Consider the following 13543-nt stretch of genomic DNA (forward strand, 5'->3'; position numbering starts at 1 on the left):
ACCCGCAGGTCGAACACCCGTGGGTGCGGCCATCCTTAACTCGGACGCGCGTTCCGGCGATTGAATAAAAGGCAGGAAGCGCTCCGAGTTGAGGATTCTTTGAACGCACCCCCGCGCACCCCGCGTACCTCTGGGAAACACCAGGCAGGGGTTGCAGCGAGGGATGACCATGGCCAAGGCGCACGTCTCCGCACACGAGTGGGTCGCCGGGCGGTACCGGCTGCTGGAGGTATTCGCCCGCGAGACGAACCGCCTGTGGTGGTACGCCGAGGACGTGGCGGCGGAGCAGCCGCGGCTGGTGGCGCAGACAGCGCTGCCGGAGCCGTCCGACGACGACACCGCGCGCCGCGTCACCGCCCGGGTCGTGCGGACCTCCGAGACCATGCGGCTGCTGCGCCCCGGCGCGGTCGCCACCGTCGTGGACGCCGTGGTGGAGGCGGACACCCTGTGGACGGTCACGGAGTGGATCGACGGCACCCCGCTGAGCGAACTCCTCGACCGCGAGGGCGCGTTCACCACCGCGCGGGCGGCGCGGATCGGTCTGGAACTGCTCGACGTGCTCCGCGCCGCCCACGACGAGGGCATCACGCACGGCGAGCTGAGCCCCGGCCAGCTGTTCGTGCGCGAGGAGGGCCCGGTGGTCGTCACGGGGTTCGGGCTGGCGGGCGCGACGCTGGTCCCGCGGCTCGCGGCCCCGTCGTACGCCTCACCGGAGCAGGCCCGCGACGAGCGGATCGGCCCGGCCGCCGACCTGTGGGCGCTGGGCGCGCTGCTGTACACGATGGCCGAGGGCAGGCCGCCGTTCCGTGACCGGGGCCGGCCCGACGCCACCCTGAAGGCCGTGGACCGGCTGCCGCTGCGCACCCCGCTGCGGACGGGCCCGCTCACCCAGGCCGTGCAGGGGCTGCTCCGCAAGAGCTCGGTGGACCGGCTCGCCCGGCCGGTGGTGCACGAGGCCCTGACCCGGGCCCTGACCGGGGACACCGAAGAGGACCGGGAGCCGGCGCCGGTCCCCCGGGTGCGCGGCGCCTACCGGGGCGTGCGGCTCGCCGCGACCGGGCGGGGCCGAGGGGTCCTGATCGCGGGCACGGTGCTGGCCGGCGTCACCGTCACGGCCGCCGTGCTGGCCGCGACCCACCGGCTGCCCGGCACGGACACGGCGGGCGCGCCTCCCGAGGCGACCGCCCCGGCCACCCCCGACGGGCGCCACACCGGTTCCGGCACCCCCGCACCGACGGCTCCGACGGCCCCGGCCTCCCCGGCGGCCCCCGCTTCCCCCGCCCTGCCGGCGGGATACCGCACCTACAGCGCGCCCGAGGGCTTCTCCGTGGCGCTGCCCGAGGGCTGGAAGCGGCTGACCACCTCGCGGGCGGACGACCTCGCCTACCGCGTCACCTTCGGCCGCGGCGGCGGCTCCCCCACCCTCGCCGTCACCTACAGCGAACGGGTGGGCCCCGACCCGGTCGCCGTCTGGCGGGACGACGTCGAGCCGAGCCTGCGCGAGCTTCCCGGGTACCGGCGCATCGGGGACGTCCGGGCCACCACCTACCAGGGCCGCAGGGCCGCCGACATCGAGTGGCTGGCGGGATCGGGCGACGACCGGGTGCACACCTTCGGGCGGGGTTTCCTGCTGGGCGGCCGGCGCGGGTTCTCCCTGCGCTTCACCACCCCGGCCGGAATCTGGGACGACGCGGCCAGCCAGCAGGCGCGCAAGACGTTCCTGCGGACGTTCGCGGCGCCGGGGAGCTGACCCGGACCGCTCCGGCCGTTTTCCCGCCGCCGCCCCGGGGACTCGCCCCGTATGGTGCAAATCGGATACACGATGATGACCGAGCAGGCCGGCCCCCGGGACCTCGTGGAGCACGTGGTGGGGGCCGAGGAGGCCGGGTTCGACTTCTCGGTGACCTCGGACCACTACTTTCCGTGGCTGCGCGCGCAGGGGCACTCCTCGTACGCGTGGAGCGTCCTGGGCGCGGCCGCCCAGGCCACCTCGCGGATTCCGCTGATGACCTACGTGACCTGTCCGCTCGTGCGCTACCACCCGGCGGTCGTGGCGCAGAAGGCGGCCACCGTGCAGTTGCTGTCCGAGGGCAGGTTCCGGCTCGGCCTCGGCGCCGGTGAGAACCTCAACGAGCACGTCGTGGGCGGCGGCTGGCCGCCGGCGGACGTCCGGCACGAGATGCTCGAGGAGGCGGTCCAGATCATCCGCGCGCTCTTCGAGGGCGGTCACGTCACGCACCACGGACAGCACTACGACGTGGACTCGGCGCGGCTGTGGGACCTCCCGGAGGTCGCTCCGCCGATCGGCATCGCCGTGTCGGGCGAGCAGTCCTGCAAGCTCGCCGGGCACCTCGCCGATCTGGTCATCGCGACCGAGCCCAAGGTCGGCCTGCTGGAGGCCTTCGACCGGCACGGCGGCACCGGCAAGCCACGGATCGGCCAGCTGCCGGTGTGCTACGACCCCGACCGGGACACGGCGATCAAGCGCGCCCACTCCCAGTTCCGCTGGTTCGGCCTCGGCTGGAAGGTGAACGCCGAGCTGCCGCACCCCGACTCCTTCGAGGCCGCGACGCAGTTCGTCACCGAGGACGACGTCGCCTCCGCCATCCCCTGCGGTGACGACCCGGACGCCTTCGTGGAGGCGGTACGGCCCTACGCCGAGGCCGGTTTCGGGGAGATCGCCCTGGTGCAGATCGGCGGCGACACGCAACCGGAGTACCTGCGATGGTCGGCCGGCACCCTGCTGCCCGCCCTGCGGGAGGCGTTCGGCTGAGGCCCGCCGCTCCCCCGCGCCGCGCGTAGGCGGGGGCCGCACGGAGCGGGCCTGCCAAAGCATGGTCAATGGGCCCATATAGGCTTTCCTGTCCGCACCCGGCCCCGGGTGCGGGTCCCGAGAACGCACCCGCAGGAGAGTCGTCCGTGACCCTGGTCGTCGAGCCGTCGCCCGAGCCGTCCGCCCCCGCCGCGCCGCCCCTGTCCGACCTCGTGGCGCGCGACGCCCGCGAGTTCGGCGTGTACGCGCGCACCGGAGGCTGGGCCTTCGCCCTCATGGTGGCGCGCAGTGTGCGGCCGGGCGGGCAGGCCGCCGGGGAGACCCCGAAGGTGTCGGCGAAGGAGTTCGCGGAGCTGGCCGGCTGCTCCCCGGAGCGGGTCATGCGCCACTACAGGGCCTGGGACCGGGCCGCCGACGACGGACTCGTGCCGCACTTCGAGACCCTCGCGCCGGGCCAGGAGACCGACCTCCCGGACGCCGACGTCTGGCTGGGCTACTACGTCTCGCGCAACAGCGCCACCTCCGAGCGGGGCACGGCCATCGCCCAGGCCGCCGAGGCCGAGGGCATCCGCCCCACCAAGGCGCTGGAGGTGGCCGAGAACCCGACCGCCCTGCGGGCCGCGATCCTCGCCGACCCGTCCACCGCCCACGCGGCCCGGGCCGCTCTGCTGGACCGGGTCCGCGAGGACCCCGGGCTGCAGGCCGAGCTGGCCCGGGACGTCGTACGGACCGACGATCTGAAGAAGGCCGTGGCGACCGAGAGCCGGGCCGCCGACCGGATCGGCTACGTCCGCCAGATCGCCGAGTCCGGGCAGATCAGGACGCCCGCCGGACAGACGGTGGAGGCACCCGCCGGGCTGCGCGAGGAGGCGGAACGGCACCTGTCCCTCCTGGACGAGCTGGAGGACGGCGAGGACACCGGCGAGTGGGCCACCGAGGCGTACGGCACCATGAAGTCGCTGGTCGCCGAGACCGTCGAGGCCGACCCCGAGCTGCGCGTCCAGGAACGGCGCACCCGGTTCTACAGCAGCCTGCAGAAGGCGACCCGGGCGTTCGAGGAGCTGACCTTCGACGACGCCCAGGACTACTACGAGGACGACATGGTCCGGCGGCTGGAGGAGCTCCAGCAGGCGATCGGCACCTGTCTGTCCGCTTTGCGGGGCGCGGGCGCACATCATTCGCACGGGTGAGCATTCCTTGCGGGACGGGGGTACTAGGAGGCCCTGAACCGATTGTTCCCGGAGGCCCTCGCGTGAAGTCGTTCGTGCACAAGACCCTGGTGGTGCAGCTCCACGCGGGGGGTACCGACCGGTGTCCCGTCCTCGCCCATCTCAGCTACGACGTGGAAGACCCGTTCGCCGTCACCGCCGTCTTCGGCCACGACGGCCGGGTGCTGGCGCGGTGGCGGCTGGACCGGGAGATGCTCTTCGACGGGCTGACCGGGCCGGTCGGCATCGGCGACGTGCGGCTGCGGCCGACCGCCGACGGGATGTGGCGGGAGCTGCGCATGGAGTTCCTCGGGGACTACCGGCCCGACGGCGGCCGCCACCACGCGGTGGTGTCCGCCTGGGCGCCCGCGGTCGCGGCGTTCCTGCGGGACACCCTCCAGGTCGTGGCGCGCGGGCAGGAGCGCGTCGCGGTCGACGAGTTGCTCGAGGAGATCCTCTCCGGGGCTGAGTAGCCGTACTCATGCCGGCCGCCCGGGGCCGGCGCCACGATGGGGGCTCCCGAGACGCGCTGAGCCAAGGAGCCCCCCGTGACCGCAGTGCACCCCGTCCCGTACGCCGCGCCGCGCCGCGTGCCGCCCGCCGTGTACGCCGCCGTGGCGGCCGCCGGACTCGCCGTCTCCGCATGGGGGGCGCGGGACCGCACCACCTGGTTCCTGGAGACCGTGTGGGCACTGATCGGCCTGCCCCTGCTGGTGCTGCTCCGGCGGCGCTTCCCGCTGACGGGTCTGCTGTACGGGCTGCTGGCGGTGCACGCGCTGGTTCTCGCGATGGGCGGCCACTACACGTACGCCCAGGTCCCGCTCGGCGACTGGGTGCGCGACACCTTCGCTCTGGCCCGCAATCCGTACGACCGCTTCGGGCACCTGATGCAGGGCTTCGTCCCGGCGGTCCTCGTGCGCGAACTGCTCGTCCGGACCTCTCCGCTGCGCGGCAGCCGCTGGCTGGCGCCCCTCACCGTCTGCGCGTGCCTGGCCTTCAGTGCGTGCTTCGAGCTCCTGGAGTGGGCGGCGGCCGAGATCGGCGGGCACGGCGCGGACGCGTTCCTCGCCACCCAGGGCGATGTGTGGGACACCCAGTGGGACATGTTCTGCGCCCTCATCGGGTCCGTGCTGTCCCTGCTGCTGCTGAGCCGCGTCCACGACCGCCGGCTGCGGGCCCTGGAGGCCGCCGCCGAGGTGCGCGCCGGCCGGTGAGGGCGCCGGGGCCGCCCGCCTACCGGCGGCCCGGCCCGCCGTCCTCCGTCTTCGGGGGCGCCGGCCGTTCGCCGGGCTCGGTCGTGTGCCTGCGGCGGGCCCACAGGGGCAGTCCGTACCAGCAGACGAGGTACCAGGCGACGACCGCCGACACCAGGTACGGCACATAGCCGTCGTGGGTGGCCACCCGGAGGATCAGGAGCAGGGAGGACGTCATCGTGGCGAGCAGCAGCACCAGCCCGACGAACGTCATCCTCGACGCCAGCCGGACGGCCTGCGGCTTGACCCGGCGGCCGGAGACCAGACGGTGCAGGGAGACCGGTCCGATGAGGGCGCCGGTCGCGCAGGCGCCGAGGACGACGGTCCCGATGTAGATGCCCTTGTCGGTGGAGGCCAGCTGGGAGTACTTCGGCGTGAAGACCACCGTCAGCAGGAAACCGAACAGGATCTGAACGCCCGTCTGGGCCACGCGGACCTCCTGGATGAGTTCACCCCACATCCGGTCGGCCCGTTCCTCCTCGGTCTCGTCGCGCCCTCTGCGCCGCCCGTCCTCCGTCATGCGGTTGCGTGTAACCGCCCGGCCGTTCGTTCAAACGAGGGGTGCGGTGCTCCGGCACGCCGGGGCGTCGCCGCCTCTACCAGCGGTGCTCCACCTGGTCCTTGATCCGGCGGTCGTACAGCTCCCGGATCGCGGCGGCCGTCTGCGGGGGCAGCGGGGGCAGCTTGGCCGCGGCGGCGTTGGCGCGGGCCTGCCCGGGGTTGCGCGCGCCGGGGATCACCGTGGTCACGCCGTCCTGTTCGATGATCCAGCGCAGGGCCAGCTGGGCCGGAGTGAAGCCCTCGGGGGCGAAGGCGGCGAACTCGGCGGCCGCCTCCACACCGGTGCCGTAGTCCACGCCGGAGAACGTCTCGCCCTGGTCGAAGGCCTCGCCGTGCCGGTTGTAGGTGCGGTGGTCGTCGGGCGCGAACACCGTGTCCTTGGTGTACTTGCCGGACAGCAGGCCGGAGGCGAGCGGCACGCGCGCGATGATGCCCACGCCGGCCTCGCGGGCGGCGGGCAGGACTTCGGTCAGCGGTTTCATCCGGAAGGGGTTGAGGATGATCTGCACGCTCGCCACGTTCGGCCGGGCGATCGCGGTCAGCGCCTCCGCGCAGGTCTCCACGCTCACCCCGTACGCGGCGATGCGCTCCTCCTCGACCAGGGTGTCCAGGGCGTCGAAGACCGCGTCCGAGGAGTAGACCGCGGTGGGCGGGCAGTGGAGCTGGACCAGGTCGACACGGTCGACACCGAGGTTGCGGCGCGAGCGGTCGTTCCAGGCGCGGAAGTTGTCCAGGACGTAGTTCTCGGGGAGCTGCTCGACCCGCCGGCCCATCTTGGTGGCCACCAGCACGTGCAGATCGGGCCGGCTGCTCAGGAACGAGGCGATGGTCTCCTCGCTGCGGCCGTCGCCGTACACGTCGGCGGTGTCGAAGAAGGTGACCCCCGACTCGGCGGCCGTCTCCAGGACGGACAGGGCCTCCTTGTCGTCCACGTCGCCCCAGTCGGCGCCCAGCTGCCACGTGCCGAGGCCGACGACCGACGCCCACTGACCCGACCTGCCGATTACCCGTTCGTCCATGCCGTCAGTCTGTCACCCGCTCCGCCGTCCCGCGGAACGGGCCGCTCCGGGCGCGGCGGCGGCGCTCAGCCCGTCGGCGTCAACTGTGCCTGTACGAGGGGACCGTAACGGTCGGCGATGGTGTCGATGTCGCTCTCGCGCAGGTGCGGGCCGCGGGCCACGCCGTACATCACGCCGAGGCCGACGAGGGCGGCGACGGCGAGTTCGGCGCGCAGTCCGGCGTCGGGGCCGGAGAGCCGGGCGGCGAGGCGTTCGGTCACCTGGGCGCGGAAGTTGCCGCGCAGGATGTCGCCGTGGTCGCCGTGCAGCGGGGCGAAGGCGATGCGCACCAGGGGGTCGGCGCCGCGGTCGCGCTGGCTGGCGAGCACGTGCCGGGCCATGTGCCGGCCGAGGCCGGGCACGGGGGCGGCCAGCAGGGCGTCGGCGTCCGTCTCGAAGGACATCACGCGGGCGAACAGGGTGTCCTTGTTGCCGAAGTACTTCAGGATCAACGGCGGGCTGACACCGGCGCGTTCGGCGACGGCCTTGAGGGTGATGTCGGCGTGGGCGTGCCGGGCGAGGAGATGGCGGGCGGCCTTGAGGATCGCCGCCCTGGTGGCCTCGGCGTCGCGGCGGGCGGGGACGGGTGGTTCCGGGGCGGCGGACCGGGCCGTCAGGGGTGCGGCACCCGCGGGGACCGACCCGGTCGCCTCGTGCTCCGATGCGGTGTTCAGGGTCCTCACGCTCCTTCCAGTGCCTCGTCGCGGGCGTCCCGGGCGGCGTCCCGGGCGCGGCGGGTGCCTCCCGAGGGGGCGTCGCCCGGGATGGTCAGGGCGGCGGCGCAGGCGGCCAGGGCGACGGCACCGGCCATCGCGAAGGCCAGCAGGTAGCCGTGCAGCGTCGGCACCGGGATGCCGCCGAGGGGGCTGCTGTGGTGGACGAGGACGGCGGCGACGGCGGCGCTGGAGGTGGCCTGGCCGATGGTGCGCATGAGGACGTTGACGCCGTTGGCCGAGGCGGTCTGCCCGGCCGGCACGGCACGCAGGATGAGGGTCGGCAGCGCCGAGTAGGCGAGCGTCGTCCCGGTCGCCACCACGGTGGCCCCGAGGACGATCATCCACAGGTCCCGGCTGTCGGCGATGCGCAGGGCGTAGCCGCAGGCGATGACGGCGGCGCCGAGGGCGAGGGTGATGCGCGGGCCGCGGGAGGCCGAGATGCGCGCGGACAGCGGTGAGAACAGCAGCATGGTCACGCCGCCGGGCAGCAGGCACAGACCGGTGGCGACGATCGACAGTCCGAGGCCGTAGCCGGTGGCCTTCGGCGCCTGCACCAGCTGTGCGGTGACCAGGGAGTTGGCGTAGAAGGCGAAGCCGGTCAGCAGGGCCGCCACGTGCGACAGACCGACGCGCGGCCGGGTCACCAGCCTGAGGTCGACCAGCGGCCGTTCGGCCCGCAGTTGATGCCACCACCACAGCGCGAGCACGGCGACGGTGACGGCGAACAGCCCGAGGACGCGGGGGCCGGCCCAGCCCCAGGTGCCGCCCTGGGAGACGCCCAGCAGCAGGCTCACCAGTCCGGCGGCGAGGCCGAGCGCGCCGAGCGTGTCGAACCGTCCGGGCTCCCGCACCGGGGACTCCTTGACCGCCCACCAGGTGGCCGCGACGCCCAGCGCGCCCAGGGCGCTGGTCAGCCAGAACATGGTGTGCCAGTCGGCGTACTGCACGACGAGCGCGGCGAGCGGCAGGCCGAGCGCGGCGCCGATGCCGACGGTGGAGCTCATCAGGGCCACCGCCGAGCCCCGGCGCTCGGGCGGGAGTTCGTCGCGCAGGATGCTGATGGACAGCGGGACGACCGAGGCGGCGGCGCCCTGGAGAGCGCGGGCGGCGATGAGCACGCCGATGTCGGAGGACAGGGCGCACAGCACCGAGCCGACGGTCATCAGGGCGAGCGCGCCCGTGAGCACCCGCCGCTTGCCGTACATGTCGCCGGCGCGGCCCAGCACCGGGGTGAGCACGGCGCCCGAGAGCAGGGTCGCGGTGACCATCCAGGAGACCGCGGCGGCCGAGGCGCCGGTGAGCCGGGGCAGGTCCGGCAGAAGGGGGACGACCACGGTCTGCATGACCGCCATGAGGATGCCGCCCGACGCCAGCACCGGGATGGTGAGCCGGTCCCGCAGCGGTGCCGCCGCGGACGGGGTACCGGGCGGCGTGGGTATCGGGGCGGGGTGGTCCATCGGCGCTCCTGGGGACGGTGTGGCGACGTGGTGAATAACAATTCACCTTATCGAGTGAATGGCCATTCACCAACATTTTCCGTCCCGGTGGCCGGGCCCGCACGGTCAGGTCAGGTTCTGCTCCAGGGCCGTCAGATAGCTGCGCATGAAGTGGTCGCGGACGCCGTCCGAGGCGGGCGCCAGGGCGTCGGCGGTGAGTCCTCGCGCCCGGTCGGAGAGGGCCGAGAACATGGGCATGGTCTCGTGCAGCTTTCCGCGGGAGTCGATGTAGCGCAGCGCGCGGACATGGGTGTACGCGGGCTCGGGCGGCAGCTGGGCCACGATGTCGTCGTTGTTGACGAAGCGGTACATCCGGCCGCCGAATCCCTGGTGGAACGCCTCGGCGAGGAGCCGGTCGCAGGTGCGCGGCTGGCCGAAGGTGTAGACGCCGTCCGCCGTCAGGTGCGGGGCCTCCAGGTAGAGCCGGGCGCCGGCCAGCATGGCGAGGGCGCCGCCCAGGCTGTGGCCGGTGAAGTACACGCTCTGCCCGTCGGTGCGCAGCTCCGCGAGGGCGCCGGCGACGGCGGGGTGGACCGCGTCCAGGGCCTCGGCGAAGCCGTGGTGGACGTAGCCGTTGCCCCCGGGCCCGGGCCGGGGCGGGGTGGTGGCGTCGGAGAGCCAGTCCTTGATCTCGTCCGGTTCGGTGCCGCGGAACGCCGTGACGATCATGCGGTCGCTCGCGAGGGTGTACGCCTGGGTGTCCGCCAGCGGGAAGGGCGGGGTGAACCGGGTCTCGTGGTGCCGCACATGGTCGAACCCCCACCGTGCGGCCTGCTCCTCGATGTCGGACCGGTCCCGGTAGGCGAGGTCGGCCGCGCGGGCCAGCCAGTAGGCACGCCGCAGGCTGTAGCCGGACGAGGAGTGGTCGAAGTCGACGGGTACGGCCATGGGCAGGGGCTCCTTCGGGGGCGGGGGCGGGCTGTGGACTGCGCCGGGGCGGCTCCGCCAAAGGCGCGAGCGGCCCGGCCGGTGAGGCCCTCAGCCCCGGTGGGCCGCGGAGCGGGCCTGCAGGGTTCGTGCCGCTCTCGGGCCGAGCCAGCGCTTCAGCCTGCGCAGCACCTCCAGTCGCCCGGCCGCCTTGTCGAGGCCGTAGTACAGCTGGGGCGGGACGTACGGCAGCAGGGGCGAGTGGCGCTGACCGAGCAGGGCGAACATCCGGTGCGGTGGCAGGTGGATGTAGCGGGGCAGGTCCTCGTACCACCGGGCGCTGTAGCGGGCCGCGCTCTGCGCGGACAGCAGCTCGGCCCGGCGCCGGCGTTCGTAGGCGGCGAGGGCCTCGGGCAGCCGGCCGTGCTCGCGCAGGGCGCCGGCGAGGCACATGGCGTCCTCCAGCGCGAGGGTGGTGCCGGCGCCGATGGAGTAGTGCGTGGTGTGGGCCGCGTCGCCGAGCAGGACGAGGTTGCCGTGGTGCCAGGCCCGGTTGGTGAGGGTGCGGAAGTTCAGCCAGGAGGCGCCGTCGCGGCCGATGAGCGGGTGGCCGTCCAGGACGCCCGCGAAGAGCTTCTCCAGCAGGGCCAGGCCTTCGCCCCGGTCGGCCCGGTCCAGCCCGAGACCGGTGAAGGTCTCCGGGGAGCACTCGACGACACAGGTGCTGTGACCGTCGCCGTACCCGTAGCCGTAGGCCCAGATCCAGCCGTGCCCGGTCTCGGTGAAGGCGAAGGTGAAGGCGTCGAAGACCTTGGTGGTGCCGAGCCAGATGTAGTGGTTGCGGCCGGCGGTGACCTCGGTGCCGAAGTGCCCGGCGTGATGGGCGCGCAGGGCGCTGTGCACCCCGTCGGCCGCGACGACGAGGTCGGCGCCGGCGGGCGGTGCGGCGATCTCGCTCTCGTACTCCAGGCGCACCCCGAGGGTGCGGGCCCGGTCGGCGAGCAGGTCGAGCAGCCGGTGGCGGCCGATGCCGAAACCCTCGTCCCCGTGCTGACGTGCCGTCAGGTCTCCCACCCGGGCGACCCCTTCGTGCCAGCGGACGGACGCCTCCTCGATCGCCCGGGCCGAGGCGACGTCGTGCTCCTGGAGCCTGTCGAGCAGACCGCGCCAGTACGTCACACCCCAGCCGTAGGTCGAGCCCTCCGGGTTGCGCTCGTGGACCGTGATCTCGTGCGCCGGGTCCTGCCGTTTGAGCAGGATGGCGAGATACAGGCCCGCGGGGCCCCCTCCGACACAGACGACCTTCACCGCGCACACCCCTGACAGTCACCCAACGTGGCCGAACGGCACCGCAGGGTAGCAGGGTCCGGGATCGCGCGATCACGTCAATTCGGCGCGGTGAGCCGTGCCACCCGGGCGGGCCGCGCCCGGCAAGGACCACCGCGAATCCGGGTGGTTCGGCAAGGAATTCCCCGTTCCGGGCCGATCCGGCCGACTCCACAGCAAGATCATCTTGGTTCAAATCCGTACCGCATGTGGGTAATTGTCCGGATCGCAGCCAACCGGGCGCGCGGAATTTCCCGCGCCCCCGAACCCCCCGATAGGCATGCGTCGTCACCACCGGAACACCCTCCTGGAGGACCCGCATGCCCGACATCACCCGGCGCCGCGCGCTCACCACGGCGGCCGCCCTGGCCGCGACGGCCTCGGCCGCCGCGCTGGTCGCGCCCGCCGCCTCGGCCGCCGGACACGACCACGGCCACACCGCGCCCGACACCTTCGACGAGGTCTACAAGGGCCGCCGGATACAGGGCCGGCCGTCGAGCGGAGGCGGTCACCACCACGAACACGGCGGCGGCTACGCGGTGTTCGTCGACGGCGTGCAGCTGCACCTGATGCAGAACGCCGACGGCACCTGGATCAGCGTGGTCAGCCACTACGACCCGGTGCCGAACCCGCGTGCCGCCGCCCGTGCCGCGGTGGACGAGCTGCAGGGCGCGCCCCTGCTGCCCTTCCCCGCCAACTGACCGCCCCCGCAAGGATCTACGGAGCCACCCGCACCATGACCGTACGCAAGAACCAGGCCGCCCTGACCGCCACCGAGAAGAAGCGGCTCACCGACGCCTTCATAGCGCTCAAGCGCGACGGACGCTACGACGATTTCGTCCGCACGCACAACGAGTTCATCATGTCCGACACCGACGGCGGTGAGCGCACCGGCCACCGCTCCCCGTCCTTCCTGCCCTGGCACCGCAGATTCCTGCTCGACTTCGAGGCGGCGCTGCAGTCGGTGGACTCCTCGGTGGCGCTGCCGTACTGGGACTGGAGCACCGACCGCACGGTCCGCGCCTCGCTGTGGGCGCCGGACTTCCTCGGCGGTACCGGGCGCAGCTCGGACGGCCGGGTGACGGACGGCCCGTTCGCCGCGTCCACCGGCAACTGGCCGATCAACGTGCGGGTGGACGGCCGGACCTTCCTGCGCCGCTCGCTCGGCACGTCCGTGCGTGACCTGCCGACGCGGGCCGAGGTGGAGTCGGTACTGGCGATGGAGACGTACGACATGCCGCCGTACAACAGCGCCTCGGACGGCTTCCGCAACCACCTGGAGGGGTGGCGCGGGGTCAACCTGCACAACCGGGTCCACGTGTGGGTGGGCGGGCAGATGGCCACCGGGGTCTCCCCCAACGACCCGGTGTTCTGGCTGCACCACGCCTTCATCGACAAGCTGTGGGCCGAGTGGCAGCGCCGGCACCCGGGCGCCGGTTACGTGCCCACGGGCGGCACCGCGGACGTCGTGGACCTGAACGACACGATGAAGCCGTGGAACGACGTGCGCCCGGTGGAGCTGCTGGACCACACGAAGCACTACACGTTCGACGTCTGATCAGGCCCCGGCCGTACGGCACTCCGGGTGGCCCCAGCCCTGCGCGTTCTTGGCGATCGCCTCGCCGGCCGCGTAGGAGCGGCCGCACGGGCAGCGGCCGGGGAACTTGGCCTTGATGGTGCGGGAGGACGCTCCGCCGCCGGTGCGGCGGGGCGCCTTCTTGCGTGGTGCCCCGGCCGCCGCCGGGGTGTCCGGCGACGGCGGCGGCTCCGCGGAGCCGAGGGCGCTGCCCGCCGCCTCCTGCACGGTGGCGGCCTGGCTGGCCGCACGGTCGGCGAAGTCGTTCAGCGGGTCGCCGTCGACCTGGTGGGCGGGGACGTAGCGGAACTCGACGGACCGGCCGTCGAGGAGTTCGTCGATGCGGACGACCAGGTCCTGATTGGCGACGGGTTTGCCGGCGGCCGTCTTCCAGCCGTTGCGCTTCCAGCCGGGCAGCCAGGTGGTGACGGCCTTCATCGCGTACTGGGAGTCCATCCGGATCTCCAGCGGTACGTCCGGGTCGACGGCCGCGAGCAGACGCTCCAGGGCGGTCAGCTCGGCCACGTTGTTGGTGGCCCGGCCGAGCGGGCCCGCCTCCCAGCGGGCCGCGGTCCGCTCGTCGTCGGAGACCACCCATGCCCATCCGGCCGGTCCGGGGTTTCCCTTCGAAGCCCCGTCGCACGCGGCCACCACACGTTCACGCATGCGCTCGATCATGCCATGGCACGGCAGGCCGTCGTTCCGGCCC

General features: G+C 73.4%; 14 protein-coding genes. 7 read left to right on the plus strand and 7 right to left on the minus strand.

Going from position 1 to position 13543, the window contains the following annotated elements:
• The first annotated feature begins 163 nt into the window (after nt 1–163).
• The 5 genes from ACF08B_RS17790 (at nt 164) to ACF08B_RS17810 (ending at nt 5195) form a co-directional block, all read left to right on the plus strand.
• Nucleotides 164–1750, plus strand: a complete 1587-nt coding sequence (locus tag ACF08B_RS17790) for a serine/threonine protein kinase (protein ID WP_392318183.1) — start codon at nt 164–166, stop codon at nt 1748–1750.
• Between the two features lie 51 nt (nt 1751–1801).
• Nucleotides 1802–2773 carry an LLM class F420-dependent oxidoreductase gene (locus ACF08B_RS17795; protein WP_392318184.1) on the plus strand — a complete coding sequence of 324 codons (972 nt, stop codon included), beginning with the start codon at nt 1802–1804 and terminating at the stop codon, nt 2771–2773.
• Nucleotides 2774–2841: 68 nt separating this feature from the next.
• Complete coding sequence (locus tag ACF08B_RS17800; protein WP_392318185.1) at nt 2842–3963, plus strand: hypothetical protein; 1122 nt, start codon at nt 2842–2844, stop codon at nt 3961–3963.
• A 62-nt stretch (nt 3964–4025) separates the two neighbouring features.
• On the plus strand, nt 4026–4454 hold the full coding sequence (locus ACF08B_RS17805; RefSeq protein WP_392318186.1) for an SsgA family sporulation/cell division regulator: 429 nt from the start codon (nt 4026–4028) through the stop codon (nt 4452–4454).
• 75 nt (nt 4455–4529) lie between these two features.
• On the plus strand, nt 4530–5195 hold the full coding sequence (locus tag ACF08B_RS17810) for a DUF2238 domain-containing protein (protein WP_392318187.1): 666 nt from the start codon (nt 4530–4532) through the stop codon (nt 5193–5195).
• A gap of 19 nt (nt 5196–5214) precedes the next feature.
• On the opposite strand, the gene ACF08B_RS17815 is transcribed toward ACF08B_RS17810, so the two are convergent.
• From ACF08B_RS17815 to ACF08B_RS17840, 6 genes are all read right to left on the minus strand, one after another.
• Nucleotides 5215–5754 carry a DUF6328 family protein gene (locus tag ACF08B_RS17815; RefSeq protein WP_392318188.1) on the minus strand — a complete coding sequence of 180 codons (540 nt, stop codon included), beginning with the start codon at nt 5752–5754 and terminating at the stop codon, nt 5215–5217.
• A 76-nt stretch (nt 5755–5830) separates the two neighbouring features.
• Nucleotides 5831–6814 carry an aldo/keto reductase gene (locus tag ACF08B_RS17820; RefSeq protein ID WP_392318189.1) on the minus strand — a complete coding sequence of 328 codons (984 nt, stop codon included), beginning with the start codon at nt 6812–6814 and terminating at the stop codon, nt 5831–5833.
• A gap of 65 nt (nt 6815–6879) precedes the next feature.
• Nucleotides 6880–7470 carry a TetR family transcriptional regulator gene (locus ACF08B_RS17825; protein WP_093481054.1) on the minus strand — a complete coding sequence of 197 codons (591 nt, stop codon included), beginning with the start codon at nt 7468–7470 and terminating at the stop codon, nt 6880–6882.
• Between the two features lie 62 nt (nt 7471–7532).
• Nucleotides 7533–9026 (minus strand): MFS transporter, encoded by a 1494-nt coding sequence (locus ACF08B_RS17830; RefSeq protein WP_392318190.1) that lies wholly within the window; start codon nt 9024–9026, stop codon nt 7533–7535.
• Between the two features lie 105 nt (nt 9027–9131).
• On the minus strand, nt 9132–9953 hold the full coding sequence (locus ACF08B_RS17835) for a lipase family protein (RefSeq protein WP_392318191.1): 822 nt from the start codon (nt 9951–9953) through the stop codon (nt 9132–9134).
• A gap of 90 nt (nt 9954–10043) precedes the next feature.
• Nucleotides 10044–11240, minus strand: a complete 1197-nt coding sequence (locus tag ACF08B_RS17840; protein WP_392318192.1) for an FAD-dependent monooxygenase — start codon at nt 11238–11240, stop codon at nt 10044–10046.
• 338 nt (nt 11241–11578) lie between these two features.
• On the opposite strand from ACF08B_RS17840, the gene ACF08B_RS17845 reads away from it, so the two are divergent.
• Entirely contained in the window at nt 11579–11959 is a 381-nt protein-coding gene (locus ACF08B_RS17845) for a tyrosinase cofactor (RefSeq protein WP_392318193.1), read from the plus strand.
• A gap of 35 nt (nt 11960–11994) precedes the next feature.
• Nucleotides 11995–12816 carry a tyrosinase family protein gene (locus ACF08B_RS17850; protein ID WP_392318194.1) on the plus strand — a complete coding sequence of 274 codons (822 nt, stop codon included), beginning with the start codon at nt 11995–11997 and terminating at the stop codon, nt 12814–12816.
• Here ACF08B_RS17850 and ACF08B_RS17855 read toward each other — a convergent pair whose 3' ends face one another.
• Nucleotides 12817–13512, minus strand: a complete 696-nt coding sequence (locus ACF08B_RS17855) for a ribonuclease H (RefSeq protein ID WP_392318195.1) — start codon at nt 13510–13512, stop codon at nt 12817–12819. It lies immediately after the preceding gene.
• Between the last annotated feature and the right edge of the window lie 31 nt (nt 13513–13543).

The sequence above is a fragment of the Streptomyces sp. NPDC015139 genome, from assembly GCF_043079785.1.
Lineage (GTDB): Bacteria > Actinomycetota > Actinomycetes > Streptomycetales > Streptomycetaceae > Streptomyces > Streptomyces albidocamelliae.